Genomic DNA, 25,375 nt, shown 5'->3' with positions numbered 1-25,375 from the left:
GAGAAACCCATGAAAAAAGATAAAACAAATGCGATGCGAATATTAGATAAAGAAAAGATCGAATATTCGATGATGTCATATGATCCGGACGATGGAAAAATTGATGGCGTATCAGTAGCTGAGAAAATTGGACGAGAAGTGAGAGAAGTATATAAAACGTTAATCGCTCAAGGGAATAGTAAAAATTATCATGTGTTTATCATCCCGGTAGATGAGGAACTAAATTTAAAAGCTGCCGCAAAAGCGGTCAGCGAAAAGAAGATTGAAATGATTCCTGTAAAAGATATTACGAAAGTATCAGGATACATTCGCGGTGGTTGTTCACCAGTAGGAATGAAGAAGTTATTTTCTACATGCATTGATGCGACTGCTCAATCGCTTGAAACAATCATTGTAAGCGGCGGGAAGATTGGTATACAAATCGAGCTGAAAGTGGATGACTTAGCGAAAGTAACGAGAGCGCAGTTTGGTGAAATAACGAAATAATGATACATAGGAAAAGAAGTTCTAGTTTTATTAAATTTAGATAAAGATTTATAGGATAATTAGTCCGTTTTGTCTTTGAAAGGTGTAGATTTTTTGAATACGAAATTAATCATAGTAGAAGGGCTTCCTGGCTTTGGGAAATCCACCACTGCAAGCTTGCTTTACGATATTCTAATTGAAAAAAATATTGACGCTGAGTTATTTCTTGAAGGGAATCCAGACCACCCTGCTGATTATGATGGGGTATCTTGTTTTGATAAAAGTGAATTCGAAAGTTTGTTAGTGAATAGTGGTAATTTTAAGGAAGTAATTAGTGATAGAGTCACGAAGCGAGAAAACAATTATTTATTGCCATATAAAAAAATTAAAAATGAATACAGCTCTAATTTTCCTGAAAATTTATTAAATACCATTTTCAAAAATGATATATATGAATTACCGCTAGAGAGGAATATTGAATTAATAACTGAAAAATGGAGGGATTTTGTTGAAATAGCCAACAACGAAAATAAAATTTATATTTTTGAATGTTGCTTCATACAAAATCCATTAACAATCGGGATGGTTAAATATGGTGCAAAAAAAGAGAAAGTTATAAGTTATATTAATGCATTAGAGAAAATTATAGAGAAATTAAATCCAGTATTGTTTTATATAGAACAAGATGATTTGGAATTCTCATTCAGAAAGGTATTTAATGAAAGAGATAAAGAATGGTCTGCTGGATTTATTGAGTATTATACAAATCAAGGGTATGGGAAGATGAAAGGCTATCACGGTTTAGACGGAACAATTAAAGTTTTAGAAGCAAGAAGAGATATTGAAAGAGAAATATTTGATATGTTAAATATAAAAAAGACAAAAATTGATAATTCACAGTATGAAGCTATCAAATATAAGTCAATGATAATTGGGAAATTGGAATCACTTAAATTTCTAGATTAATGTAGTGCTTTAATTGCGCAAGAAACTAAAAACTTTTAACTTCCACTTTCGAAAATGATGTAAATAAGCTAATCACTGGATTCTCATAGAAAACTGTGGTGAGATGAAATTTTTGATTTTACAGCACTTCAAAATCTTAGCTAGATGGCTATGTATCGGTATCCTACAATAAAAAGGCAGGAACATTTCAAATATGTTCCTGCCTTTAATTTTATTAAGTTTAATATCTATGACTTAAATATAATATAATTTGGAGCTTTTTTTTATTTTAGATGAATGCTTCCTAACGGTTGATTTTGTTAACGAAAGTGGACTTTAAATCCATATTTTATTTCACTATATGAGGGGAATAAGACTTATAGCTCAAAGTGAGGAAGATTAATTGTTGGTAAAAGATCGGTTGTTGTAGGTGAATGTAGTTTAGAGTTTGGATTGTAAGTTTTTTCTGGTTGTTATTCATTGATGAATGAAAAATACTATTATTTTAACCTTTAAAAACGAACGTTAGGAATGATTCTGATAAAAATGTTCATATATATATTGCGTGCACACTAAAAGTTTGATATATTACCAATATAATAATTTTACACATCATCACTCGTATATACTCGGTAATATGGTCCGAGCGTTTCTACCTAGTTCCCAATGAAAGAACTGGACTACGGGTTAAAGTATTCGGCCGTGCTATTTTATGAGCGCTACCGTCTATAATTTGGCATTTGTTTTATCTTTTGCTCAATTAACTTTGACTACCGTAGTTCTAGAAAGTAGAGATTCTTCTACAATTTCTAGAACTTTTTTGTTTGGACCAAAAGCATCGAGTATAGAAAACAACAAGAGAAAGAGGAGATTATTTATGAAGAAGAATACGTTGAAAAAATGTGCTGCCCTAGTAACTACTGTTGCATTGTCATTCTCAATACTTGCGGGATGTAATGCGGGTCCAAAACAAGTTGAGGCAAAAAGTAATCAACAACCTCTTTTAATTCAAGGGCCAATGCCGATAGAGGCTGAGAAGTTTGCAAAAAGATTAAAAAATGTGAAAGAAGAAAAGTCTGGAACTTTCGTATTTTATAAAGGCACTGTCGACAATTATCCTGTAATCGTAGCGAAAACAGGTAAAGGAATGGAAAATACAGCAGCCGCTACAGCAGTGGCTATTGAAAAATATAAGCCTAAGGCGATTATTAACCAAGGAACATCAGGTGGACACGATCCAAATTTAAACGTATTTGATATTGTTTTAGGAAAACAAGTAGCAAACATAGGTTCATTAAAAACAACAAATATGGATGAGAATCAAGGAATTGAGCCGACAAAATGGATTTCTATGGACTTAATGGCTTCGGAAGGAAGTGCAGGAGAAGATCCAAATGCTGAGAAAATCCGATACTACGAGGGAGATAAGGATTTACTTGCAGCAGCTAATGCGGTAAAAGATAAATATACAAAAGGTAAAGTAGTGGAAGGTACGATTGGTTCAGCAGATGTTTGGAATAATGAAGTTGATAGAATTAAATGGTTCCATACAAAATACGGTACATCTGTTGAGGAAATGGAAGGCGCTGCAGCAGCGCAAATCGCAAAAGCGTATGACGTACCATTTTTAGGAATTCGAGTGTTATCTAACAATAAAACAAACGGCGGAAAATATAATCCAAACACAGCAGCGGCAAATCAAGAATATGTTTATGAAGTAGTTAAAAAATATATAGATTCAATGCAAAGTAAATAGTAGTAGTTCTGTCCCAGTATAAACGTCAAGTAACTGTAAATGTTTTCGAGATGGATAAACTTGTCTTAGGAATGGTAGTTGAAAAAGAAAAGCTTGTTTCTTATAAAAAATATAAGAAACAAGCTTTTTTATTTAAAATAAATTGGGTAATTAAACTATAACGTCAATGTTTATCGTTGAATATCATAATAATATAATGGAGGTGATGTTATATGGCTCTTACTACAGGACCAATTGAAAATGTAGGAAATCAACCTGCTAATGCAAATAGAGTTAGGGTGAAGATCCTTAACCGTACTGCGGGCCCACTTACTGGAGTAGCTAGAGTTTTTAGACTTGACGGTTCATTAGCATTAATTGAACAGATAAACTTCAATGTGAATTCTAATGCTTCTACTTTTGCAACTCTAAGTTTAGTTCATCCTGCTTTTGGACAAGCATTTGAATATGAAGTTCAAATTGTTCCTAATCAACCTGGTGGACTATATAGTGTTTATGGACTAACAGCTGAAAGTGTTATCATTACTGCACAACGTGTTGTGAACTCAGAATTGACACAGTTTCTTTAATTAAAATAGATTGGTGCCTTACATGGTATCCAATCTATTTTTGTACTTATTCTTCAGAGGAAGAAGGGTTTTACACAAAAAATAAAGACAGTTATAGAAAAAGGAAAAGTCGATTTATCAAATATGCATAATTGCATAAAAAAATTGAAATTTATGAGTTAACATTAAACTACTTTTTAATTGTAAGGAATATTTTAATAATCTTTACTAGAGAAGGATATTCCTTGAAAAGTAGATAAACCAAAAGTGTGGAAATGATACAGACTCAATAGAGTTTTTGTATTAAATAAAAAGAAAAGGGTGGGTATGGCTTTCTAAAAGTTTTTGGGGGTTAGAAAGCACTTTTTAGTTAATAGCTTCAAATTATATGTTAAAGGGGAAATGGGTATATGAAGTTTCGAAATACAAAGCTTGCTATGGTTACACTATCTTCATTTTTTATTTTAGGTACTGCATCTCTATCATTCACAGATATCATACACGGTGAAGTAGCTTCTGCATCACCACAAGAGATTACTGTAAAAAGCTATGATGATACATATTATAATAATGCAATAGGAAAAACGGGTTTAGAATTAAAGAAGGAACTTCATAATATTATTGATGATCATACAAAGTTATCATACAGTGCGGTTTGGGAAGCACTAAGAGATACTGATGAAGATCCAAATAATAAAAACAATGTGATACTCTTATATACTGGGCGTTCGCAAGGGAAACTTACGAATGGTTCAGGAGTTGATAATTGGAACCGAGAGCATGTTTGGGCAAAATCTCACGGTGATTTTGGAACGACTGCAGGAGCTGGAACAGATTTGCATCATTTAAGAGCGACGGATGTATCTGTAAATAGTTCACGTGGAAATCTGGATTTTGATAATGGTGGTGTGAATCATTCGGAAGCGACAGAATGTAAATACGATAGTGATTCTTGGGAACCTCGTGATAGTGTAAAAGGAGATATCGCTAGAATGCTATTTTACATGGCTGTTCGTTATGAAGGAGACAATGGGGAAATAGACTTAGAATTAAATGAAAAGGTGAATAACAATAAAGATCCATACATGGGCAAACTATCCGTTTTACTAAAATGGAATGAACAAGACCCGGTAGATGATTTAGAGCGAAAGCGTAATGAAGTGATTTTTACGAAATATCAACATAACCGTAATCCTTTTATTGATCATCCGGAATGGGTAAATAAAATTTGGAATTAAAATATTTAAAGGTATTTTTACTTTGAGAGAAGGGATTGATCATAGTGATCAATCCCTATTTATATCTATACTAGAATAAATGATTTTTATAGGATTGGAGAATAGAATAGATATTTTATTAAGTTAAGTATAATATGAGTCTTTTAATACGGTCCCCATTCAATATTCACGCCAATAATAAGAAAAATAAGTCCAATGATAAACCAAATGAATGCAAGTGGAGCCATAAATCGAATCCATTTTCCGTAAGAAATGCCGCTCGCTGCGAGAACGCCCATTAAAACACCGGAAGTTGGGTTGAGACAGTTCACTACACCTTCTCCAAGCATAACAGCTTGTACTGTAACTTGGCGTGTAATGTGCATGAAATCGGCTAATGGAGCTAATATCGGAATGAAAATAACAGATTCTCCTGTCCCGGATGAAATGAGGAAATGTAATGCTGCACTACTTACATACATACCGATAACGCCAAATACAGGGCTATGCCCTTCGAGAGACTGTACGAGTTGATTAACGATTGTATCAAGTAATTTCCCTTGTTCTAAAATGACTGAAATACAACGAGCCATTCCGACGATCAAAGCACCGTATATGAGATTTTGGCAGCCTGCTAGAAAAGTAGAAGCGATATCGTTTGCTTTCATACCACCTATTATTCCCGCTGTAATTGCTATGAAAATAAAAGTAGCGGTCATTTCTGCGTCCGTCCAATGTAGACGAAAAGCGCCTATTAAAAATGCAATTAACGATAAAGCTGAAACGAGTAAAATTAATTTGTGGCGTATTGTCCAAGGAACTTCTGTTTTCTTTATTTCTCTTTCGTTTGAAAGAGCGTTACTTGGAAACCAGTTGTCACCGAGAATGCTTCCTTTATTCGATTTCTTCAAACGTTTTACGTACCAATTAATATATAAAATGGTAGCAATTAAAAAAGAGATATAGATTGCTGTACGTAAACCAATCCCTGAAAACATCGGAAGTTCTGCGATCTTTTGTGAAATGCCTAAAGGTGAGGGAGATAATATAGTAGCATTAAAACCAGCATAAGTGCCTAAATAAATAATTGCTACGCCGACGATAGCGTCCCATTTTAATGTGCGTGCAACGATGATGCCGATGGGGATAAAGCCAATAACTGAGTTAACGATAATACCAGTCGTTCCGAGAATAGAAAAGAGTGCAGCGACAATACAAATGAAAAGTAATTGCTGATTGCGAAATTTATTAATAACATGATAGATTAAACCGTCAAGGGCACCTGTCTTTTCAAGAATGGCGATGGCTCCACCTGTAAATAAAATTAAAAAGATGATCGGAGCAGCAAGTGTCATTCCTTTTTCAATAGCGGTAAAAAAAGAAACAAACCCTACTGGCGATTGTGGAACAGAATGATAACTTCCTGGTATTGTCGTTGTAACAGTACCGTTTGTAACTCTTTTAAATTCTCCAGCAGGAACGAAATATGTAGCTATTGCACAAAGTAAAGCAATAAAAAATAGTAGTACGTACGCGTCAGGCATTTTAAACTTTCGTTTACTCGGCTGTTTTTTTGCCTCGGTATGTAATTGCATAAAACCCCTCCTTTTTCACTTGGTTAATTTTTAATATTCTGAAATTTATCTGTGAAATAGATTATAATAAAGGTGGCTTCTTAAGGCAATAGTTTTTCTATGCTTTTCCTGCACATACAAATTATTGAAACGTTAGACAGGGAAACGAAAATAACCCAAGAATATGTTATATAGAAGGAATAAGGAAAAGAGGGGAAAAAGATGTGGAAAACTACGGATCTATGTGATGAGTTTGAAAAAGAATTACAAATATGTCGCCAGTCATTTCGGTCTTTTGGGAAGAAAGAACAATTTCACGGGAAAATTGCAACGGTAAAGGTGAAGGATGATAATGTACTAGTGAAGGAAGGATTGCAAACACTACCAGAAGGAACGATATTAGTTGTGGATGGCGGAGCATCTACGAATTGTGCGTTACTTGGTGATAATTTGGCAGCTATTGCAGAGGAAAGGAAGCTGGCAGGAATTATTGTAAATGGATATGTTCGTGATTCTAGTGAACTAAAGAATATTAATATTGGTATTTTAGCGTTAGGGACGATGCCAAATAGAAGTGTAAAAGAAGGAAAAGGAGAGCGGAATATTTCATTGCAATTTGGACAAGTAGAATGGAAGCCGAATGAATATGTGTATGTGGATGAAGATGGCGTCATTATTAGTGAAAAGAGTTTGCATCGTTAAAGGTTAGTAAGTTACTATTCTTAGAAAATAAATCCGATAAAGCATGGACAAAATTCTTTGTCAATAGTAAAATAATACAGAAATTTAAAATTAACAGAATGTATAGGTTTATCGTTTTACGATAACTTGAATGGAAGTCAGTTGTGCCTAGAAAAGTGAATGTTATCACAATGATACGTTCATAAACAAAATTATTTTTCCTATACAAATATAGCCGCGAATGATGCGGGTCGGAGGTGTTGTACAGTTTGTTCGACACTTACAAAAAAAGAGTGTCAATTGCACGCCCTTGAAGGGCCTTTTTTTGTGTAAATAGTAGTAAGGGAGGAAATTTTGGGATGGCAATGTTAAAAAAATGGCTGCTTACGTCGTTAATGGCAGTTACACTTGTATTTGTTTCTTTTGCGAATACAGTACATATTACGTTTGCTGAAGGAAATACAGCAAAACTTGCAATTATTGGTGAATCACAAAAGGGTATTATGTTATGTCCGAAAGAAGAGCAAATTAAAGATGGGGAAACAGCTTTAAGTTTGCTGCAAAAAGTCATGGGGGACAAAGTAACAGCAGAGACAATGTCTTTTGGAACGTATGTTAAAGGCATTGACGGTTTAATGGCTGGGGACACAAGTGGCTGGTTATATGATGTAAATGATAAATCTGCAGAAGTTGGAGCAGATAGTTATAAATTAAATGCTGGAGATGTTGTTGTCTTTCGTTTTGTTGCAGACTGGAGTAATATGAGCCAGGAAACATTACAGCAAACATTAGATAAATTTGGTACTTGTAAAACTGTAGAAGAACCAAAGACAGATGATCCAAAACAAGAAAAACCAGAAGAACCAAAGACAGATGATCCAAAACAAGAAAAACCAGAAGAGCCAAAAACGGATGATCCAAAACAAGAAAAACCAGAAGAACCAAAAACAGATGATCCAAAACAAGAAAAACCAGAAGAACCAAAAACGGATGATCCAAAACAAGAAAAACCAGAGCAACCAAAGCAAGAGAACATTCAAGTTCCAGCAGCGCAAGTAAATGACGCGATCTCTAAGACATCTGAAAAGATGTTACAAGATGGAATTGAAAGTGATTGGGTAGCTTTAGGCCTTTCTCGTTCTGGAAAGAATGTTCCAATTGAGGCGAAATTAAATTATGTTAAGTCAGTAACTGAAAAAGTAGAAAAGCGCATTAACCGTTTTTCAGCGACAGATTTAGCTAGAACGATTATTATGATGAATGCAATGCAAGCAGACCCTACAAAGGTTGGCGAACATAATTTAGTTCAAAAATTGTACGAATCAGATAAAGTGAATTCTGTTACAGGTTATACATTTGCTTTACTTGCATTTGATACGAAGAAATATGAAGTTCCAGTGAATTCAAAATGGAATCGAGTTGCTTTAGTAGATGCGCTTTTAAACGCGCAACATACAGATGGCGGCTGGACTTACGATAGTGTAAGCAGTAAAGACAGTGCTAGTAGCGTTGATGTAACAGGTATGGTTTTATCAGCATTAGCTCCTTATCAAGATCGACCAGATGTGAAGCCAGCTGTAGAAAAAGCTGTTGCTTACTTATATAATGAACAGTTAGAAAATGGTGGTTTTTCTGCTGATGGACAAGAAAATTCTAATAGTGCTGCGCAAGCAATTATTGGACTATCACTTGTGAAAGATGTAGATCAAAATCGTCTACATAAGGCAATGCAAAATCTACTATCATACCAACTTCCAAATGGTGAATTCAAATGGTTACCAAGTGATCAAAACGGTAGCGGAATGGCTACAGAGCAAGCATTTTTAGCTTTACTTCAGTTTGAGGATCTTGGAAAATCGATTTATGATTGGTCAAATGTATCTGTTCCTGAAATCGATAAGAAACCGAATGTGGATTCAGAAAATGTTGTAGTAGAAAAAGAAGTTACTGAACAACCAGAAGAACAAAAGCAAGTACAAGAAGAAACGAAAGATGACACGCTAAAAGTTGTTGTCGATAATGAGCCGGTTAAAAATAAAAAATCCGGAAATGGTAGCACGTTACCAAAAACAGGAGCATCTTCTCATAGTGCAGCTACAGAAGTAGGTATGGGTGTAATATGTATTGCTGCTGCATATGTATTATGGAGACGTAAAGCAGCTTAACAAAAATTAGGAGCAATCATTTGCTCCTAATTTTATTATGAAAGGTGAGAGACAACATGAGTAAGATGAAGTGGTTTATTTCTTTAATGCTTTCACTTGGGCTACTTGCCGGATGTGAAGAGGCAGCTGTTAAGCCTGAGAAGAAAGTAGAACCAAAGCAAGAAGAGGTTGCAAAACAAGAAGAGAAAAAAGATGAAGAAAAACCGGAGGAAAAACAAGCTGAACAAGAGCAAAATAAGCAAGAAGAACAGAAAGAGAAGCAAGAACAAAAAGTAGAAGAGAAGCCGAAAGAAGAAAAGACGCAGGCACAACCAGAAATAAAAAAGGAAGAAAAACCTAAGGAACAGCCTGCTACTAAGCAACCAGAACAACAAAAAGCACAAGAAGAGAAACAACAGCAACAGCCGAAAGCACCAGAAGTAAAAGAAGAAGCGAAGGTTGTGAATCAGCCGAAAGAAACACCGAAGCAGGAGCAAAAGAAAAATCCAGAAGAGAACAATAGTGTACCAACTCCGCCAACACCGGTACCACCACCAAACCCAGTACCACCAGAACCTAAAGCAAAACAAGTTACTATTTCCGTAAAAGGACATGAAGGATACATATTAGGCGCGAAAAAGGTTGATGTACAAGAAGGTGACACGGTCTATAATGTGCTAAAGAACACAGGATTAGAGCTTGATGTGATGGGTTCTAAAGGTGATATTTATGTAAAAGGTATTAATGATTTATATGAAAAAGATATTACTACTACTAGTGGGTGGAAATATCGTGTGAATGGTGCTTTTCCAAACTATAGTGCTGGTGTAGTAACAGTTAAACCAGGAGATACAATTGAGTGGGTGTTTGTATTAAAATAAGAAAGGCATTCGGTAAAGGGCTATGAAAATAAGTTTTTCTTCTTTACATCCTTTTGTGAATTTTTTCTATTATATCGGGGTGATGATACTATGTATGATGTGTCTTCATCCTCTTTTTTTAATTGGAGCGATACTCTTAATCGTTATAATCAATATAATGCAAGGGAATAGCGAAAAGATAAGAAAGATGTTACCGAGTACAATTATTTTCTTTTTTATGGTGATTTTATTTAATTCGTTATTAACGCATAGAGGTCGAACTACATTATTTTGGTTAGGTGATAGCCGTATTAAGCTTGAGGCGATTATGTTTGGAGTAGTAATGGGGTTATTATTAGTTGCGATTATGTTTACGTTTGCTTCGTATAATGATATTATTTCAAGTCATAAATTTTTATATTTGTTTTCTAGAATTTCACCGAAAGTAGCATTGTTAACGATGATTACAGTGAGGTTTGTTCCTTTGTTTATGAGGCGGTTACAGAAAATAACACTCGTCCAAAAGACAAAAGGTGTACAAGTACATGCAGGCTCAATTGTTGAACGGGTGAAAAACGGTATGCAATTGCTGCAAGTATTATTAATTTGTTCATTAGAAGATGCGCTGCAAACAGCAGATTCTATGCAAGCTCGTGGGTTTGGTGTAACGAGGCGTACGACATATATTCGGTATAGAATGGAAAGACGCGATTGGTATATGCTCAGTTATTTAAGTATTCTACTTATCATTGCTATTATATGTAGTACGTATGGCGGAGGAAAGTTAATCATTTATCCAAAAGTCGAGTCTATTCTATTTCAGCAATACGATGGAATGATGTTTGTCGTACTTACGATGTTTATTAGTTTACCAATTATAATGGAAGGAAGGGAATGGATATGGTGGCGCATGCAGAAATAAACAATTTATCATTTGTATATGCTGATGAAAACGAATATGCGTTACAGCATATTTCTCTTTCTATTCAAAAAGGAGAGTTTATTGCACTTGCCGGTGGATCAGGCTCTGGGAAGACGACTTTATTAAAACATTTTAAAAAGGAATTACTTCCAATTGGGACACGTTCAGGAGAAATTTTTTATGATGACGTTTTAATAGAGGAAGTACCTGATTTATTATCTGCACAAGAAATTGGTATGGTATTTCAAAATCCAGAAAATCAGCTCGTAATGGATACGGTCATTCAAGAATTAGCATTTTCTTTAGAAAATATCGGGTTACCATCACAGATTATTCAAAAACGAATAGCAGAGCTTATTAGCTTCTTAGGATTTCAAGATTTATTGCATCAATCTGTTCATACGTTATCTGGCGGGCAAAAGCAGCTCGTCAATTTAGCTGCAGTATTAGTTATGCAGCCGAAATTATTATTATTAGATGAACCGACGGCGCAGTTAGATCCAATTGCTGCGAAAGAGTTTTTAGGATTGTTAAAACGTATTAACGAAGAACTTGGAATTACGATCGTTTTAAGTGAACATCGTTTAGATGAAGTGATACCACTTGCAACACGCGTTATTTGTATGGATAACGGCCGCATCGTTTATGATGGCAGTCCTAAAACGGTTATAGCGAACATGTGGGAAGTTGAAAAGTTCCGTCCATTTATTCCGCAAATTCCAAGATTGTTTTTAGAATGGGACGTGGAAGATATTCCGTTTACAGTGCGAGAAGCACAAATGAAACTGAATAACTTTTCAGATATATCATATGTGAATGAGCCAATAGCACAAAGTGAAAAGCGAGAAGTCATTTTAAGCGCAGAGCATATTTTGTTCCAATATGAAAAAAATAGTCCGCTTATTTTACGAGATTTAACCGTATCGATTGAAAAAGGAAAATGGGTAGCTCTCGTTGGGAAAAATGGTACAGGTAAATCTACACTGTTAACGATTTTAGCGGGATTGCAAAAAGCGAGAAGAGGGAAAGTAAAGTGGAATGGGAAAGTGATACATAAAATTGATTCGAAAGAACGATTTAAAAGGATTGGGTATGTATCACAACATCCGTATTATCATTTTACATTTGATACAGTGTGGGAAGAAGTGTATGAACGTGCACGTGAGTTATATGGAGAACAAGGAAAAGAAATAGCAGAAGATATGCTAAAACAGTTTTGGTTACATTCGCTTAAAGAACGCCATCCGCATGATTGTAGCGGGGGAGAGCAACAACTACTTGCGTTATGTACAACGTTATTATCAAAGCCGACTTTATTGTTACTTGATGAACCGACAAAGGGATTAGATCCGTGGAAAAAAGAAAGAGTAGGAGAGCTATTTAGAAAGCTACAAAAAGAAGGTACAACAATTGTAATGGCAACGCATGATATTGAGTTTGCAGCGAAATACGTTGATCAATGCATGATGTTATTTGACGGAGCAGTTATTATGAATGATGCACCGAAGGAATTTTTTAGTGGAAACTTCTTTTATACAACATCTATCAATCGATTCATTCGAAAAGAATTGCCATATGCATTAACGTGGGAGGATGTGTACGAAGCGTGTCCAAACGATATGTTGCATTCATAATATGTATTTTTGCAGTAATAATAGGCACATTACTCTTTACTACACTTATCATGGACGGTTATTACATGTTAAGTAGTTTGTTTTTATTAGTTATTATTATGTTACCTTTCTATATCCGCTTTGAAAGAAAGGCTTTTGTTTCACGTGAAATTGTGCTCGTTGCTGTGTTAGCGGCAATTGCAGCAGTTAGCCGCGTGCCATTTTCGATATTGCCAAGTGTACAACCGACTTCATTTGTCATTATCGTTTCTGCAATTGTGTTTGGGAGTGAAACTGGTTTTATGATCGGTGCAACAGCGGCTATCGTATCTAACATCTTTTTAGGACAAGGTCCGTGGACGCCATGGCAAATGTTTTCCTGGGGTATGATTGGTTTTATAGCTGGATTCTTACGTAATACATTTTTAATGAGAAAGCTATGGGGAAGACTTCTATACGGATTGTTTGTTGGATTTTTATTTGGCTGGATTATGAACTTCTGGGGGCTTCTCGGTTTTATACAGGAAGCAACGTGGGAAACAGTTGTCGCGTACTATGTTGCAAGTTTTTATTTCGATTTGAGCCATGCGATTTCGAATGTTGTTTTCTTACTATTATTTAGTACGTCTTGGATTACGATTCTTACGAGATTCAAAAAGAAATTTGGCATATTAGATAAGCATAACATGGCATAGAAAAGCATACTCATATAAGGTAGGGTCGCGACTTACATATTCGTTTGCCTCTTTCATGCTTCTTACATATTGTAAGGAGCATTTTTTATTGTCAAAAAATAGTCCAATATATATCCGTTACTATATAAAATTATTTGTATAATAGTAGGTGAGAACTATTTTCAAAAGGGAGGTGTATAGTTAATGAAGTTAGTTATTCCGAAGCAACATGGTGCATGGGCCATGCTCGTTATACCATTTCTATTAAGTGTCATACTTGGGAAACCTACTATTTATCATATTCCATTGTTTTTAGCTTGGTTCTTTATCTATTTAGCTACGTATCCATTTCTTACGTACATAAAGCAAAAACGAAAAAAAGAGTTTTTACATGCAGCAATTGTATATTTTATCATCGCTTTCGTATTTGGGATGATTTCTCTATTATATGAATGGCGCATTCTTTTATTCGTAGCAGTAATGATTCCATTATTTATAGTAAATATGTATTACGCCCGTCAAAAGAATGAAAGAGCGTTACTAAATGACATTAGTGCGATTATTGTTTTTTGTATTGGTGGTTTAGTTAGTTATTATTTTTCAATGAAACTTATAGATAAAACAGCATTATTTATTGCGCTTATTTCATTTTTATATTTTTTAGGAAGTACATTTTATGTAAAAACGATGATTCGCGAGAAAAATAACCCGAAGTATCGCCGTATATCATGGGGGTATCATATTGTATTAACAATCATTGTATTTTCAATGAATCCGTGGTGTTCTCTTATTTTTATACCGAGTGTCATTCGAGCAATTATGTTGTATGGCAAAAAAATTTCTATTATAAAAGTAGGGGTTTTAGAAATTGCTAATTCTGTATATTTTTTAATTATAACGGCAATAATTATGAAGTATGCCATTTGAAAAAGCTTCCCACCTTATGATGGGAAGCTTTTTCAATCTTGTTCTAAAATATGAACCGTGTAATCACAGCGTTGAATAGCTTGTTCGATCGCATAAAGTGATTGTTCAATACGAGCGCGATTAAAATCTTTTTCAACAGTTTGTAGCGCTTCTTCTAAACAATGTTTTGCTTCTTGTAATGATTGAAAAGAATTTTGGACATATCCGCGAGCATTCTCGTGCATTTCATAATCCTCCTTGCATATTCATATATGTATAGTATGAACAGTAAGGAACAAAATATAATTTGTTATATTTATTTGACAATTAAAACGAAATTACGTATAGTAGGAATTAAGTGAATATTTTCTTATCCAGAGAGGTGGAGGGACTGGCCCGATGAAACCCAGCAACCGCGATGCAGGTGCTAATTCCAGCAGAACATATTTGTTCTGGGAGATAAGACGAAGATATATACGTAACTTCTTCTTATCGGAGAGGTTTTTTTGTTGCAAAAAAACCGATTACGAAAATTTATATTAAGAAGAAAGGGGTTGCGAAGTACTGTGACACTCGAAAAATACGTAAAACTGCGTAGTACAGTTTATGAATATATGATAGAGCAAGATAAGCCAATATCATTGTTAGATATTCAAGAACATATCGTTTCGCATCATGAAGGAAAATTCACGAAAAAGATGTTACATCAATTTTATTTATCAAGACTATTAGATGAACTGAAACTGGATGGGAAAATTACATTAGCTGATGAATATCTCTATACTGAAAAAGGGGTATTTTATAAGGCGGGAAAAGGGAGCTAAGCTCTCTTTTTTTTGAAGTATGTAGAGTAAAAGACTGCTTAAGCAGCCTGATACAAGGGAATGGTGTTGAGTGTGTAGTGTCAAAGATTGAATGTGCCTGAAAGAGGCACTTCATATCGGCTGCAAATGAAAAGAGACACCTCCGCCGAATAGGTGTCAGTCGTTTTGTCATATAGACTTGCTATTTGACAGTTATTAGAATAACATGCAGGGTTTTGGAAGTCAAAAGGGAATTAAAGGAAGAGGTGTTGTTATGTACGCTTACTTACTAAATGATATAACGAAATGGATTCCTAAGTACATTATGGATAAAGGTTATGAATATTATGAAGAAGGACATGTAGAAGATGTTGAAATACAAGAAAAGAAAATATTTGCTTTCGTTACTGGAAATGCAGGAAACTATGAAGTAATGATTGATCTTGAAAGTTTTACAGAAAGTAGTTGCGAGTGTCCATATGAAAATTATTGTAAGCATATGGCGGCGGTCGTTTATGATATTCAAGGTGCTGGTGAAAGTACGGTTAAAGAGAAGCTGAAAGGTTTAGAAAAGGAAGAGTTACTTACATTATTAAATTGTTTATTACAAAGTTCGAAAAACGTGCAAATTGTAGAGAAGATGTTAAAGAAGGGGAAACTTTAACTTATAGAGGGAGTTGTTATGAAGTGAATGTACTAATTGTATACGCTCATCCTAGTCCTTCCAGTTTTAACGCAGCGATATTAAAGTATGTGCAAAAAGGATTACAAGAAACAAATCATTCGGTTACGGTACTTGATTTATATAAGGAACAATTTGATCCAGTCCTTGTATTTAATGAAGAGAAGAAAAGACGTGATTTAGTAAATGAAGAAGAAACAGCTCGGTACAGAACGTTAGTAGAAGAAGCGGATACGCTTCTCTTTATATATCCGATATGGTGGTGGGGGATGCCTGCTATTTTAAAAGGGTTTATTGATCGCATTTTCGTAGCTGGTTTTGCTTATAAATATGAAGGAGCCCTGCCGAAAGGCTTATTGAAAGGGAAGAAGGCATGGGTAATTAATACGTTAGATTCACCGTTATGGTACGTTGCACTATTATATCGATCAGTAGATTGGATTATGATGAAGAGAGGCGTTTTACGTTTTTGCGGCATTCGCGATATAAAACGATCTGTTTTTCAATCTGTGAAAACGAGTAAAGTAGAGAAGCGGGAAAAGTGGCTATTACAAATAGAAGAAAAAGCTCGTTCATTATGAATGAAATGGAACGTATTATAAAGTGTTGCAATTATGATAATGAATTTTTTCGTACATATATTAATTGCTTAGTCCAATTGAAGAAATGTAGTGAAACGTTTCAACAAATTCAAATACAATTAAGAAATGATTACTTAATAAGAGGAATTTGTGAAAGAGAAGTGGATGAGGTAGTAAGAGGAAGTAAAGAGTATGAAGCGTATTTTCTTCCTAAAGCGTTACAATGGAATTTCCTTAAGAAAAATCCACATTTAATTGAAAAAGTATGTGAAGACTTTTTTGCATTTGAGGCGTTACATCTTACGGAGATAGAGTGGAAGAGGGTTATAAATTGCATGGGAAATAAATGATTTATTGTGTAAAAAAGCTAGTATAAAACTAGCTTTTTGTTTGAATAAATAAGAAACATAGACTAATGGATAAATTCTGCATATAGTAAGTTAACAACGCAAAATCCCATAATATCACGAGCACCTAAACCAGCTATCGCTAATGCCGGTAAAGCCCAGAATGGTTGAATCAAATTCGTCCAAGCATCGCCCCACGCAATTGCCATTGCTGTTTTTGCGGCAGGTACACCAAGTTCAGCGCCAGCTGGAATCATAATGGGTGCTTGCACAGCCCATTGACCGCCACCAGATGGAACGAAAATATTAACGATGCCAGCACTTTGAGTTTTTATAAAGAAAAGGCGCTATCCTCAAAGTACCTCCTCCTACTTAATCTATTCCTTCTATTAAAATTATAAATTGAAATACATTTTTTTATTAAGATAAGAAGCTGAATTAATACAATATCGTGATGAAATTTCTATATGTTGGTGAACTGGTTCCGTTAGCACTTGAATTTGAATTTCCTAGAAGGATTAGCGGTAGATTTGTATTGGCTGGTTCTGTTGGTAATTCGTTCCCTTGAGCAACTTGAACAGGGGGAGAAAACGGCTCTAAATGCGTATTGATTATCTGAAAGTTACGTCCGTTTGCGCTAACTTCGATAGACAACCATCCCTGAAGAATTGTAAATGGTTGTCCGCCAATTAGTATTGTTAATTTTGTTTTGAAATTGGTTATTCCTGTGGATTTAAAATAATAATGCCTGTAGTTAAAGAGTTAAAAAATGAAGCGAATTTAGGAAACTATTTCATTGTTGGATTAGATACAAATGGAGCCTTTACTACTGGGCAACTTGTTTCATTTATAAAGTTAATTGGAAATGAACATAAAATGATATTTATTAATACGAGGGTAACACGTCCGTGGGAATGAATCATCAATGAGAGGGTGAAAGTAACGGCATCTAAGTGTAACTCTAGTTGATTAGTATGCAGCAAGTGCAAAAGGATTTTATTTTCTTTTGTGGAATGTTATTTATATTTACCTTATTAAAGTTTAGAAAGGAGAATATTTATGAAACATTCTTTATTGGAGACAAATCCAGAACCAGGAAAGAAAGAATCATTGCTTACACGATGTGCAAATGTATTTTCGAGATGGTCTCAGAAATATGTCCCAGATGCCTTTGTTATTGCTGTATTGCTAACTTTATTTACTTTCATTATAGCTTTATTGATGAATCCCTCAAATCCGTACAAAATCGTAAAATCTTGGGGGGATGGGTTTTGGACTTATTTAACATTTACAATGCAAATGGTATTATTAATGGTTACAGGGATGACGCTAGCTTCTGTCCCTTTTATTAATAGAGGCTTGCAGTCCGTTGCAAAGTTAGCCGATACACCCCAAAAGGCTTATACGATGACATTTTTGATCAGTGCAATTGCATACTATATTAATTGGGGACTAGCCGTAGTTGTGGGAGCGATCATTGCGAAGGAAGTAGCGAAAAAGAATCCGAATGCACATTTTCCATTACTTGTAGCTGCTGCTTACGCTCCGACAGCCTTATATAGCGCAGGTCTCTCCAGTTCTATTGGCCTGACAATTGCCACAAAGGATCATTTTCTTGTAGATATGATTGGAATTATTCCTACCTCACAAACAATTTTTAGTTACTCTACTTTAATTATTTTTTTCATTTTATTCATCACGATGCCAATTATTATTGTCCTTATGGCTCCAAAAAGTGGGATTATCAGCTATAAAGCAATCGAAACAGATACAAATTCTTTTGTAAAACCTCCTCAAAAGAATTTAACTGCTGCGGAAAAACTGGAATGGACACCGGTTCTAGGAATAGTATTAGGCGGAATTGGCACGTTGTATTGTGTTTATGAATTCATGAACAGCCATAGTTTAGATTTAAATATCATTAATTTGTTTTTCTTATCACTTGGTTTACTCTTGCATGGTTCTCTTGGCAACTTTGCGCAAGGATTCAAAGAATCTGCGCAATCCATTTCTCCAATTATCTTACAGTTTCCATTTTATGCGGGGATTATCGCTGTTTTAGGTAGTTCAGGATTGGGGAGCTCAATCATTCAATGGATGGCATCTATTGCGTCAAAGGATACATTTGATATATTTACATATTGGTCAGCGGGATTGGTGAACTTATTGGCACCATCTGGCGGGGGGCAATGGGCTTTGCAAGGGCCACTGCAGGTCCCTGCAGGATTGAAGTTAGGTGTAGATCCGGCTACTATCGCTATGGCGGTAGGCTGGGGGGACGCCTGGACAAATTTAATTCAGCCGTTCTGGGCACTACCTCTTTTAGGGGTGCTGGGATTGAAAATTAAAGATATCATGGGTTATTGTTTCATTCTCTGCATTTGGGTCGGGATTGTAACAAGTTTATTGATGTTATTTCTATATTAGTTTTCATAGGGATATACATTAATATCAAATAATACCATTAAAAGGAAAAGAACGCTATTCTTTCTGTAAAAACATGAGGAGGGATAGTGTTTTTTTTTGTTTTTTAGAAAGGATGATACATGCTAATTCATGGCCAATATCAAATTCATTCGTAAGCTGTTCTTTATCAAGCTGAATATGATAATTACCATCAACGCTATGGTTAAAACTATCCAAAATGGTATGGCAGAACCGGGAGTGTTGGAAGTACTACGAGAACAGTTGGGTATGATTAATAAGAGACAATAAAAAAATCCTCCTGGATGCAAGAGGATTTTTTTATAGGGAATAGTAAGGATGAGAGGAGGTGCATTACATATGGGAAAAGGTAGAAGTAATAATGCTGGTAAAAAGCAACCGAATTTCGATGATTCATCTAATTTCGCTAAACAAAGCCAACCGACAGAAAAGAAGAAGAAGTAAAAAAAGGATCTCTCTTTATCAAGAGAGATCCTTTTTTATATATTGACGTTTCAGCACAACATATCGATTGCTCAACCAAATAGTCATACATGCAAAGCTTAAACTCCTTCGAATGGAAGTCAATTTAATATTATTGTCCTGTTTTTTATAATGCTTCTTCACGTTTACCTTATTTAAAAAGCCAATACAAAAAAGACGCGTTTCCTAAATAAAAAGAGCTCTTAATGGAGTATTATCTTTATTTTTAATAAAATTCTCCAATTTATATTTTACTCTATTAGGCTATGAAATTTAAGTAATTAAATGTAAAATTTATATAGATGGTTATATAAAAAAGTTAAAAACATCGGTTACGTTATTCTACAATCGGGTCAAATTATAGAGTAAAGGTTGTACTATGGCTAAAAATATTGATAAGCATGAGGAGAGGATTACATTGACTATTTATGAGCAATTTATAGAGGCTCTTAAAGAAAAAATAGGCGATACTGTAACATTTGCAGAGATAAAGGACAGATTAATAACAAAATTTAATACGAAACCGGGGAGTATTAATCCTGCTGATTATTGTTATAACCGTTATAACAAAGGGAGAGTGTTTAATAAAAATCTGTTTATATATATAAATAAAAAAACTTATAGATATGTAGGTGAAAATTATCCTTATACAGGATTAGTTTTTCACAAACCTAAAGGGGCAGATTGTGAATCTGTTGTAGGTGAGTGGGATAATGGTAAACTTCTTTTTTATAAGGATAAGGATAAAATAGGAATCTCACAAATCAAAAAGTTATATGAGGCATACTTTGAAATGTTACGATTTGAGATGAATGTTCTTGGTTGTAAGGCGACTGAATTAAGGCATCTTATAGGTCGTCTAGGTGAATTTTTTTGTGTTCTTTACACAAATGGTGAGCTATCCAACGTGACTAATCAGCATGGATATGATGTCATTAAAGATGGGAGAAGAATAAGTGTTAAAACAACTGCCCAAGAAAAAGGGTTTATCACGATCAATCAAAATACATTTGACCAATTTGATGACTTCTTTGTAGTTCAGTATAAAGATGATGATTTGAAAGTATTATTTTATGGGCCAAAGGAAGAACTTTCGGCGCTTAGACCATATGGGAATAATTATGAGGTCGATATACATTCTTTAAAGAGAATAGAAAAGACACTATGATAAGAGTGTCTTTTCTTATAGTTTTTTAGCAGAAGCAAGCAGCTCCGACGATGATTAATAAAATAAACAATACAACTAATAAAGTAAAACCTTCAGTAAAATCGCAACTACCACCAAATCCCATAATAGTTCCTCCTTTAATAAGAGGGAACAACAGGGGTATGCTCATGTATTTACATTCTAAACAAAAACATATTTGGAGCCACTTTGCATTCTTATCATTAATTTTAACTTTTTGTTCAGGATTACAAGCTCTAGCATTTTGGACAATCCGTTTAGATTCCGATATTTCTTGGTGGATTCCTAATTTATATTTATTAGTTTACCCATGCTTCTTTTTTAAAAGTGTTTGGAGAGAGTGTGGATGGTATGAGAGTAACATGAAAAAAGAAAGAAAAGAGTTCATTTAATAAAAGAAAGACAAGGGCTTTAAGCACATTCGAATTCTAAATCAGTTTTTTCGCTAGCCTTACAGCAGAAGTTAAAACAGAAGCTAAACAATTTTTGAAATGAAGATAGCCGATGTTTCCTTAACATAGGAAACATCGGCTTGTATTATTTATATTGAGTTAGTTTACGTTTCTGGAATAATTGTAATAGCGACAGTCCGAACCGGAGCCTCTATTTCGTTGTCTTTACTTTGGTTATTATAGTACTTAATCATTAATTCGTTAAGTTCGTTTTGAAATTTTCCAAAGTGTTCTTCATCGAGCTTTAATTCCACAACAGAAAAAGTAGCCTTATCTTCTTGACTGTTTTGTTCCTCTAATTTCTTAAGGTAACTTTGATATTGTGTCATAAGTGATAACTGGTAATAAGAAATGTAGTTTAACTTGTCATCATCAGATAATCCTTTCCACTCACTTCCTTCAATTTTTGCATCTTCTTCATTGATTGCGTAATATTTTTCAGAAACAGATTTTACCTTTTTTTCGTTAATTACATGGACAATACCAGAATCAACCATAGTTTGTAGCTGTCTATATAGTGTTGCTTGTGGTACATTTTTAATGATTTTTACCATTTCTAATGGTGTTAGTCCATCTTTTTTATTTCTCATTAATACTTGGCAAATCTTCATTCTTACTGGATGCATTAAGATTTCAACTTTATTACTCACTATATATCACCTTATTCATTATTTATTCTCATTATAAATAATGAGAATAATGTTTGCAATGCATCTGCTCTTGATTTATCATTATTATTATCAATAATGATAATGAGTTTAGGAAGGAATGATAAAAATGCAACTACATTATGGATGGAATGATCTTAAAGACATGGATATTATGGCGTTTCTCCCGATAATATTGCCGGTTATTGCAGTGGGGGCACTTTTAGTTTTCATTGCATTAATTGATTTATATCGAAATAGAAAAACAAGAAAAAATGTATTTGCATGGACGCTAATTATTATCTTTGTTAACGTATTGGGACCTATTCTGTACTTTGTTATAGGGAGAAAGGACGGTGAGAAATTATGAAATTAGAGATTAGAAATGTAACAAAATCATTTAAAGGAAAAATTGCTGTCAATACTTTCTCGATGGAACTGCAATCAGGGGAATGTGTAGGGTTAATCGGACCAAATGGGGCAGGGAAATCTACATTAATAAAAGTGATTTCAGATATTATTAATCCAGATGTTGGTGAAGTGTTATTGAATGGGGTAAAAATATCAAAAATGAAAAGGGAAATTGGCTACTTACCGCAGTACCCTAATTTCTTTCATTGGATGACGGCGCGAGAAACCCTAATGTTTATGGGGCAACTTTCAGGGATGAAAAAAGAAGCATTGTCAAAGTCGATACCAAAAATTTTGGAGAAAGTTGGATTAAGTGGGGCAGATGGTTCAAAGGTGAGTACCTTTTCTGGGGGAATGAAACAGAGACTTGGTATTGCACAAGCATTATTACATAAGCCTTCGCTTATTGTCATGGATGAACCAGTATCTGCATTAGATCCAATTGGCAGAAGGGAAGTATTAAATCTCATTGAAGAAATAAAAAAAGATACAACCATTTTATTATCAACCCATATATTAAGTGATGCAGAAGAAATCTGTGAACGATTTGTCATGATTAAAGATGGTACAAAAATAGAAGATACAACAATTACTCAGCTTTTACACCGTAATAGCGAAAATAAGTTAATCATTGAAATCACAGCTAAAGATCGAAAGTGGATTGACGTTGTAAAAAAGTTGCCCTATGTGAAGGACGTAGAAGTGATTGGGCTTAAAGTCAAAGTGAAGGTTGAAAGTATCGAAATGAATAAAAATATGTTACTGCAAAATGCACTCGAGCATAAAGTGGACATCGTTAAATTTGAAATAAACAACGATACTTTAGAAGAAATTTTCTTGAAATTGGTGGTGCAAAAATGAATAATCTAATGGTGTTGATAAAAAAAGAATGTGTTCAAATGATACGTGATTTTAAGATGATTTGGCTACCAATTGTTTTTATATTTTTAGGGGCAACACAGCCAATAGTAACGCATTACTTGCCATCCATTTTAGGATCATTAGGTGGAGGGCAGGGGATTACCATCGATCCGAGTATGACAGCACAACAAGGAGGCGAAGTACTAGCAAGTACTTTGGGGTCTCAGTTTGATCAGCTCGGACTTATGATTCTAGTAATTTCTATGATGGGTGCCATTCAAACAGATAAAGCCAACGGTATGTTGGCCTTTATTTTAACAAGACCTGTTACGGTTACTTCATATATAGCGGGGAAAATAGTATCAAATTATGTAATAGTAGCGTTCAGTGTAATGATTGGGTACTTTACTTCTTATCTATATATAAACTACCTTTTTACTGCTGTTCCGTTTTTGCACATGATTACTGGATTACTATTTTATTTAATTTGGGTTCTTTTTATCGTATCTTTCACAATAATGATAAGTGCTATTTTTCAAACTCAAGGTATTATTGCGCTAATTTCAATTGTTTTTCTTTTAGCTTGTAGAATAATTGTCGGTTTGAATCCAATAATAGATCAGGTTAATCCAGCCAGTATGAGTAAACATGCAATGGAAATGTTAGTCACGGGGGGAGTGAATGCAACCGCAGTGGTCAATGTACTACTAACGATTATTTGGATCTTATTGACACTCTTCTTAACAAATTATTGGATTGTTAATAAAAAATTCACGTATGAATAAGAAAAGAATAATCGTGATGAGGAGATTTATTAAAATAAACACCCCAATAAGAAAAAGCTTCCACTACTGTGGAAGCTTCTCTAAATGATGTGCAATATCAATATACATATTTGAGTAAACTGAATGTATTTCATTACTTGGCGTAGCGTTAGAAGAGAAGTGGACAATGACCATATTTGCTTTCGGATCGATGTAAAGTGTTTGTCCGTAACTGCCTAACACTTCGAAAGCACCTTGTTCATTGTGCGGAATCCACCATTGATTATGATAAGAAATGGAAGCTCCAGGGCCAACTGCAAGTTCACCTTCTTGGACATTTTTTATATCTTCAGTAATAGAAGAAGGGAGAATTTGTTTTCCGTTATATTCCCCGTTGTTTAATAGTAATTGCCCGAATCTAGCCATATCTCTAGCAGTTGCATTTAAACCAGCGCTAGCTTGTTCAACTTTTGTTTCATCGGTGACGTAATAAGCATTTTCTTCCATACCAATTTGAGACCATATGCGCTCGTTAACATTATCCGCTAATGATTTACCAGTGATCGTTCGAATAACCCAAGCGAGTGTTTCCGCTGATCCGTTATCGTAAGAAAAATCGGAACCAGGCGATGCAGTTTCTTCTGCTTCTCGTAACATATCATAAATTTTCATCGGACCGTCGTAGTTTTTACCTCTAGGTAAAATATTGCTCGCTAAATATAGTTGTGCATCTTGATTTTCTAACGCTGGATGTTCGTATCCGTGAGTAGGATATTCTACAGAAACTTGCATGTCCATTAATTGCTGAAGTGTGGCATTACCGAACGGTGTATTTTTTAATTCTTTTATATATGCGTCAGCTGTTTTTTCTAAGTCAATACGATTTTCTTCAGCGAGAGATTGTATAATTGCACCAGTAAAGACCTTCGCTAATGATGCCATGCCATGAGGTTCACTCTCGTTATATCCATTGAAATATCGTTCATAAACAAGTTGTCCATTGTGTACCACGACAAAAGCATCCGTTTTGTTATCGTCTAAAAGTTTTTTTAGAGGAGTTGTATTTCCAAATCTACGCTCCACAGCAAAATCGTCTAAGTTTTGCGATGTGGTAGAGAAATTAGAAACGTGATCCGGGTTATGTTTTACCTCGTTAATTAAAGTGAATTCTTTCATATGTGTGTACGACCAACGTAAGTACGGATCATCTAACCAATTTTTCTTCGTCACGTTATTTTTCGATGGGATTGTTTTATTATGTTTGAAGTATGTAAAACCGAGCCCTGTAATTACAAATATAAATGTGATTATGAGTAAGAGTAGGGGAGATTTTTTAAGTTTCATATCGGTCCCTCCTTTTTATTTCTATTATTATAAGTATACGCTTCTAGTGAAAGAAATACAAAATAAGGAAAGTAAACGGGGAAGT

General features: G+C 34.6%; 26 protein-coding genes, 3 pseudogenes and 2 riboswitches. Of the genes and pseudogenes, 23 read left to right on the top strand and 6 right to left on the bottom strand.

Going from position 1 to position 25,375, the window contains the following annotated elements; translation table 11 throughout:
• The first annotated feature begins 9 nt into the window (after positions 1-9).
• The 5 genes from ybaK to NHG49_RS16745 all read left to right on the top strand — a co-directional run bounded on the left by ybaK (position 10) and on the right by NHG49_RS16745 (position 4,952).
• Positions 10-486: a Cys-tRNA(Pro) deacylase gene (ybaK, locus tag NHG49_RS16765; protein ID WP_064475857.1), complete on the top strand. Its 477-nt coding sequence runs from the start codon at positions 10-12 to the stop codon at positions 484-486.
• A 93-nt stretch (positions 487-579) separates the two neighbouring features.
• A complete protein-coding gene (locus NHG49_RS16760; protein WP_098111987.1) occupies positions 580-1,431 on the top strand; it encodes a P-loop NTPase family protein in 852 nt (283 codons plus the stop codon).
• Between the two features lie 578 nt (positions 1,432-2,009).
• Positions 2,010-2,113, top strand: a riboswitch (purine riboswitch).
• Between the two features lie 174 nt (positions 2,114-2,287).
• Positions 2,288-3,166 carry a 5'-methylthioadenosine/S-adenosylhomocysteine nucleosidase gene (locus NHG49_RS16755; RefSeq protein ID WP_064475855.1) on the top strand — a complete coding sequence of 293 codons (879 nt, stop codon included), beginning with the start codon at positions 2,288-2,290 and terminating at the stop codon, positions 3,164-3,166.
• Positions 3,167-3,378: 212 nt separating this feature from the next.
• Positions 3,379-3,735, top strand: coding sequence for a hypothetical protein (locus NHG49_RS16750; protein ID WP_016129918.1), 357 nt, complete (start codon positions 3,379-3,381; stop codon positions 3,733-3,735).
• 389 nt (positions 3,736-4,124) lie between these two features.
• Complete coding sequence (locus NHG49_RS16745; protein ID WP_016135002.1) at positions 4,125-4,952, top strand: endonuclease I family protein; 828 nt, start codon at positions 4,125-4,127, stop codon at positions 4,950-4,952.
• A 143-nt stretch (positions 4,953-5,095) separates the two neighbouring features.
• Here the strand turns inward: NHG49_RS16745 and NHG49_RS16740 are convergent, their stop codons facing one another.
• Positions 5,096-6,526 carry a YfcC family protein gene (locus tag NHG49_RS16740; RefSeq protein WP_258126318.1) on the bottom strand — a complete coding sequence of 477 codons (1,431 nt, stop codon included), beginning with the start codon at positions 6,524-6,526 and terminating at the stop codon, positions 5,096-5,098.
• Positions 6,527-6,727: 201 nt separating this feature from the next.
• Here NHG49_RS16740 and rraA point away from each other — a divergent pair, with 201 nt between their 5' ends.
• From rraA to NHG49_RS16705, 7 genes are all read left to right on the top strand, one after another.
• Positions 6,728-7,207, top strand: coding sequence for a ribonuclease E activity regulator RraA (gene rraA, locus NHG49_RS16735; RefSeq protein ID WP_258126317.1), 480 nt, complete (start codon positions 6,728-6,730; stop codon positions 7,205-7,207).
• 338 nt (positions 7,208-7,545) lie between these two features.
• Positions 7,546-9,351, top strand: a complete 1,806-nt coding sequence (locus tag NHG49_RS16730; protein ID WP_154131371.1) for a DUF4430 domain-containing protein — start codon at positions 7,546-7,548, stop codon at positions 9,349-9,351.
• 56 nt (positions 9,352-9,407) lie between these two features.
• Positions 9,408-10,211 carry a DUF4430 domain-containing protein gene (locus NHG49_RS16725; RefSeq protein ID WP_154131370.1) on the top strand — a complete coding sequence of 268 codons (804 nt, stop codon included), beginning with the start codon at positions 9,408-9,410 and terminating at the stop codon, positions 10,209-10,211.
• 22 nt (positions 10,212-10,233) lie between these two features.
• Positions 10,234-11,112 carry an energy-coupling factor transporter transmembrane component T gene (locus tag NHG49_RS16720; protein ID WP_258126315.1) on the top strand — a complete coding sequence of 293 codons (879 nt, stop codon included), beginning with the start codon at positions 10,234-10,236 and terminating at the stop codon, positions 11,110-11,112.
• Positions 11,085-12,746, top strand: a complete 1,662-nt coding sequence (locus NHG49_RS16715) for an ABC transporter ATP-binding protein (RefSeq protein ID WP_154131368.1) — start codon at positions 11,085-11,087, stop codon at positions 12,744-12,746. The genes NHG49_RS16720 and NHG49_RS16715 overlap by 28 nt, the downstream gene beginning before the upstream one ends.
• Complete coding sequence (locus NHG49_RS16710) at positions 12,719-13,420, top strand: ECF transporter S component (protein ID WP_222655252.1); 702 nt, start codon at positions 12,719-12,721, stop codon at positions 13,418-13,420. Before NHG49_RS16715 ends, NHG49_RS16710 begins: the two co-directional genes overlap by 28 nt.
• A gap of 183 nt (positions 13,421-13,603) precedes the next feature.
• Positions 13,604-14,326 (top strand): YwiC-like family protein, encoded by a 723-nt coding sequence (locus NHG49_RS16705; protein WP_098653452.1) that lies wholly within the window; start codon positions 13,604-13,606, stop codon positions 14,324-14,326.
• Between the two features lie 32 nt (positions 14,327-14,358).
• Here NHG49_RS16705 and NHG49_RS16700 read toward each other — a convergent pair whose 3' ends face one another.
• On the bottom strand, positions 14,359-14,550 hold the full coding sequence (locus tag NHG49_RS16700; RefSeq protein ID WP_000545003.1) for a hypothetical protein: 192 nt from the start codon (positions 14,548-14,550) through the stop codon (positions 14,359-14,361).
• A 122-nt stretch (positions 14,551-14,672) separates the two neighbouring features.
• Positions 14,673-14,771: riboswitch (SAM riboswitch) on the top strand.
• Positions 14,772-14,811: 40 nt separating this feature from the next.
• Here NHG49_RS16700 and NHG49_RS16695 point away from each other — a divergent pair.
• From NHG49_RS16695 to NHG49_RS16680, 4 genes are all read left to right on the top strand, one after another.
• Positions 14,812-15,129, top strand: a complete 318-nt coding sequence (locus NHG49_RS16695; RefSeq protein ID WP_002096439.1) for a hypothetical protein — start codon at positions 14,812-14,814, stop codon at positions 15,127-15,129.
• Between the two features lie 205 nt (positions 15,130-15,334).
• Positions 15,335-15,772: an SWIM zinc finger family protein gene (locus NHG49_RS16690; RefSeq protein ID WP_222655253.1), complete on the top strand. Its 438-nt coding sequence runs from the start codon at positions 15,335-15,337 to the stop codon at positions 15,770-15,772.
• Between the two features lie 23 nt (positions 15,773-15,795).
• Complete coding sequence (locus NHG49_RS16685) at positions 15,796-16,371, top strand: NAD(P)H-dependent oxidoreductase (protein ID WP_098653453.1); 576 nt, start codon at positions 15,796-15,798, stop codon at positions 16,369-16,371.
• Entirely contained in the window at positions 16,368-16,721 is a 354-nt protein-coding gene (locus NHG49_RS16680; protein ID WP_141547156.1) for a group-specific protein, read from the top strand. Before NHG49_RS16685 ends, NHG49_RS16680 begins: the two co-directional genes overlap by 4 nt.
• Before the next feature lie 28 nt (positions 16,722-16,749).
• Here NHG49_RS16680 and NHG49_RS16675 read toward each other — a convergent pair.
• Positions 16,750-17,041, bottom strand: a pseudogene (locus NHG49_RS16675) (TIGR00366 family protein); the annotation flags it as partial.
• 421 nt (positions 17,042-17,462) lie between these two features.
• Here NHG49_RS16675 and NHG49_RS16670 point away from each other — a divergent pair.
• The 3 genes and pseudogenes from NHG49_RS16670 to NHG49_RS16660 form a co-directional block, all read left to right on the top strand.
• Positions 17,463-17,633 (top strand): annotated as a pseudogene (locus NHG49_RS16670) (SGNH/GDSL hydrolase family protein); the annotation flags it as partial.
• Between the two features lie 144 nt (positions 17,634-17,777).
• Positions 17,778-19,145: a short-chain fatty acid transporter gene (locus NHG49_RS16665; protein WP_222660025.1), complete on the top strand. Its 1,368-nt coding sequence runs from the start codon at positions 17,778-17,780 to the stop codon at positions 19,143-19,145.
• Positions 19,146-20,043: 898 nt separating this feature from the next.
• Positions 20,044-20,793, top strand: a complete 750-nt coding sequence (locus NHG49_RS16660) for a DUF7225 domain-containing protein (RefSeq protein ID WP_154131389.1) — start codon at positions 20,044-20,046, stop codon at positions 20,791-20,793.
• A gap of 25 nt (positions 20,794-20,818) precedes the next feature.
• Here NHG49_RS16660 and NHG49_RS16655 read toward each other — a convergent pair whose 3' ends face one another.
• Entirely contained in the window at positions 20,819-20,917 is a 99-nt protein-coding gene (locus NHG49_RS16655; RefSeq protein WP_081257294.1) for a YjcZ family sporulation protein, read from the bottom strand.
• 43 nt (positions 20,918-20,960) lie between these two features.
• Between NHG49_RS16655 and NHG49_RS16650 the strand changes: the two are divergent.
• Positions 20,961-21,203 (top strand): annotated as a pseudogene (locus NHG49_RS16650) (DUF5360 family protein); the annotation flags it as partial.
• A gap of 164 nt (positions 21,204-21,367) precedes the next feature.
• Here the strand turns inward: NHG49_RS16650 and NHG49_RS16645 are convergent.
• On the bottom strand, positions 21,368-21,913 hold the full coding sequence (locus tag NHG49_RS16645; RefSeq protein WP_222655255.1) for a transcriptional regulator: 546 nt from the start codon (positions 21,911-21,913) through the stop codon (positions 21,368-21,370).
• 127 nt (positions 21,914-22,040) lie between these two features.
• On the opposite strand from NHG49_RS16645, the gene NHG49_RS16640 reads away from it, so the two are divergent.
• From NHG49_RS16640 to NHG49_RS16630, 3 genes are read left to right on the top strand one after another with little or no spacing between them, the layout of a single operon-like run.
• On the top strand, positions 22,041-22,280 hold the full coding sequence (locus NHG49_RS16640; protein WP_064475841.1) for a PLD nuclease N-terminal domain-containing protein: 240 nt from the start codon (positions 22,041-22,043) through the stop codon (positions 22,278-22,280).
• Entirely contained in the window at positions 22,277-23,182 is a 906-nt protein-coding gene (locus NHG49_RS16635; RefSeq protein ID WP_064475840.1) for an ABC transporter ATP-binding protein, read from the top strand. The genes NHG49_RS16640 and NHG49_RS16635 overlap by 4 nt, the downstream gene beginning before the upstream one ends.
• Positions 23,179-23,967 carry an ABC transporter permease subunit gene (locus NHG49_RS16630; protein WP_149174092.1) on the top strand — a complete coding sequence of 263 codons (789 nt, stop codon included), beginning with the start codon at positions 23,179-23,181 and terminating at the stop codon, positions 23,965-23,967. The genes NHG49_RS16635 and NHG49_RS16630 overlap by 4 nt, the downstream gene beginning before the upstream one ends.
• A gap of 63 nt (positions 23,968-24,030) precedes the next feature.
• Here NHG49_RS16630 and NHG49_RS16625 read toward each other — a convergent pair whose 3' ends face one another.
• Entirely contained in the window at positions 24,031-25,290 is a 1,260-nt protein-coding gene (locus tag NHG49_RS16625) for a serine hydrolase domain-containing protein (protein ID WP_064475838.1), read from the bottom strand.
• Positions 25,291-25,375: the final 85 nt, after the last annotated feature.

The sequence above is a fragment of the Bacillus sp. IBL03825 genome, assembly GCF_024712505.1.
In the GTDB taxonomy this organism is placed as follows: Bacteria; Bacillota; Bacilli; order Bacillales; family Bacillaceae_G; genus Bacillus_A; species Bacillus_A wiedmannii.
This window is presented reverse-complemented; position numbering and strand designations above follow the sequence as displayed.

What these genes read in the sequence shown, in the direction of transcription:
- NHG49_RS16755 (WP_064475855.1), top strand. Translation starts at nt 2,288, where the DNA reads ATGAAGAAGAATACGTTGAAAAAATGTGCTGCCCTAGTAACTACTGTT.
- NHG49_RS16705 (WP_098653452.1), top strand. Translation starts at nt 13,604, where the DNA reads ATGAAGTTAGTTATTCCGAAGCAACATGGTGCATGGGCCATGCTCGTT.
- NHG49_RS16690 (WP_222655253.1), top strand. Translation starts at nt 15,335, where the DNA reads ATGCAGGGTTTTGGAAGTCAAAAGGGAATTAAAGGAAGAGGTGTTGTT.
- NHG49_RS16715 (WP_154131368.1), top strand. Translation starts at nt 11,085, where the DNA reads ATGGATATGGTGGCGCATGCAGAAATAAACAATTTATCATTTGTATAT.
- NHG49_RS16740 (WP_258126318.1), bottom strand. Translation starts at nt 6,526, where the DNA reads ATGCAATTACATACCGAGGCAAAAAAACAGCCGAGTAAACGAAAGTTT.
- ybaK (WP_064475857.1), top strand. Translation starts at nt 10, where the DNA reads ATGAAAAAAGATAAAACAAATGCGATGCGAATATTAGATAAAGAAAAG.
- NHG49_RS16680 (WP_141547156.1), top strand. Translation starts at nt 16,368, where the DNA reads ATGAATGAAATGGAACGTATTATAAAGTGTTGCAATTATGATAATGAA.
- NHG49_RS16630 (WP_149174092.1), top strand. Translation starts at nt 23,179, where the DNA reads ATGAATAATCTAATGGTGTTGATAAAAAAAGAATGTGTTCAAATGATA.
- NHG49_RS16640 (WP_064475841.1), top strand. Translation starts at nt 22,041, where the DNA reads ATGCAACTACATTATGGATGGAATGATCTTAAAGACATGGATATTATG.
- NHG49_RS16665 (WP_222660025.1), top strand. Translation starts at nt 17,778, where the DNA reads ATGAAACATTCTTTATTGGAGACAAATCCAGAACCAGGAAAGAAAGAA.
- NHG49_RS16655 (WP_081257294.1), bottom strand. Translation starts at nt 20,917, where the DNA reads ATGGGATTTGGTGGTAGTTGCGATTTTACTGAAGGTTTTACTTTATTA.
- NHG49_RS16730 (WP_154131371.1), top strand. Translation starts at nt 7,546, where the DNA reads ATGGCAATGTTAAAAAAATGGCTGCTTACGTCGTTAATGGCAGTTACA.
- NHG49_RS16625 (WP_064475838.1), bottom strand. Translation starts at nt 25,290, where the DNA reads ATGAAACTTAAAAAATCTCCCCTACTCTTACTCATAATCACATTTATA.
- NHG49_RS16635 (WP_064475840.1), top strand. Translation starts at nt 22,277, where the DNA reads ATGAAATTAGAGATTAGAAATGTAACAAAATCATTTAAAGGAAAAATT.
- NHG49_RS16720 (WP_258126315.1), top strand. Translation starts at nt 10,234, where the DNA reads ATGAAAATAAGTTTTTCTTCTTTACATCCTTTTGTGAATTTTTTCTAT.
- NHG49_RS16745 (WP_016135002.1), top strand. Translation starts at nt 4,125, where the DNA reads ATGAAGTTTCGAAATACAAAGCTTGCTATGGTTACACTATCTTCATTT.
- NHG49_RS16725 (WP_154131370.1), top strand. Translation starts at nt 9,408, where the DNA reads ATGAGTAAGATGAAGTGGTTTATTTCTTTAATGCTTTCACTTGGGCTA.
- NHG49_RS16700 (WP_000545003.1), bottom strand. Translation starts at nt 14,550, where the DNA reads ATGCACGAGAATGCTCGCGGATATGTCCAAAATTCTTTTCAATCATTA.
- rraA (WP_258126317.1), top strand. Translation starts at nt 6,728, where the DNA reads ATGTGGAAAACTACGGATCTATGTGATGAGTTTGAAAAAGAATTACAA.
- NHG49_RS16750 (WP_016129918.1), top strand. Translation starts at nt 3,379, where the DNA reads ATGGCTCTTACTACAGGACCAATTGAAAATGTAGGAAATCAACCTGCT.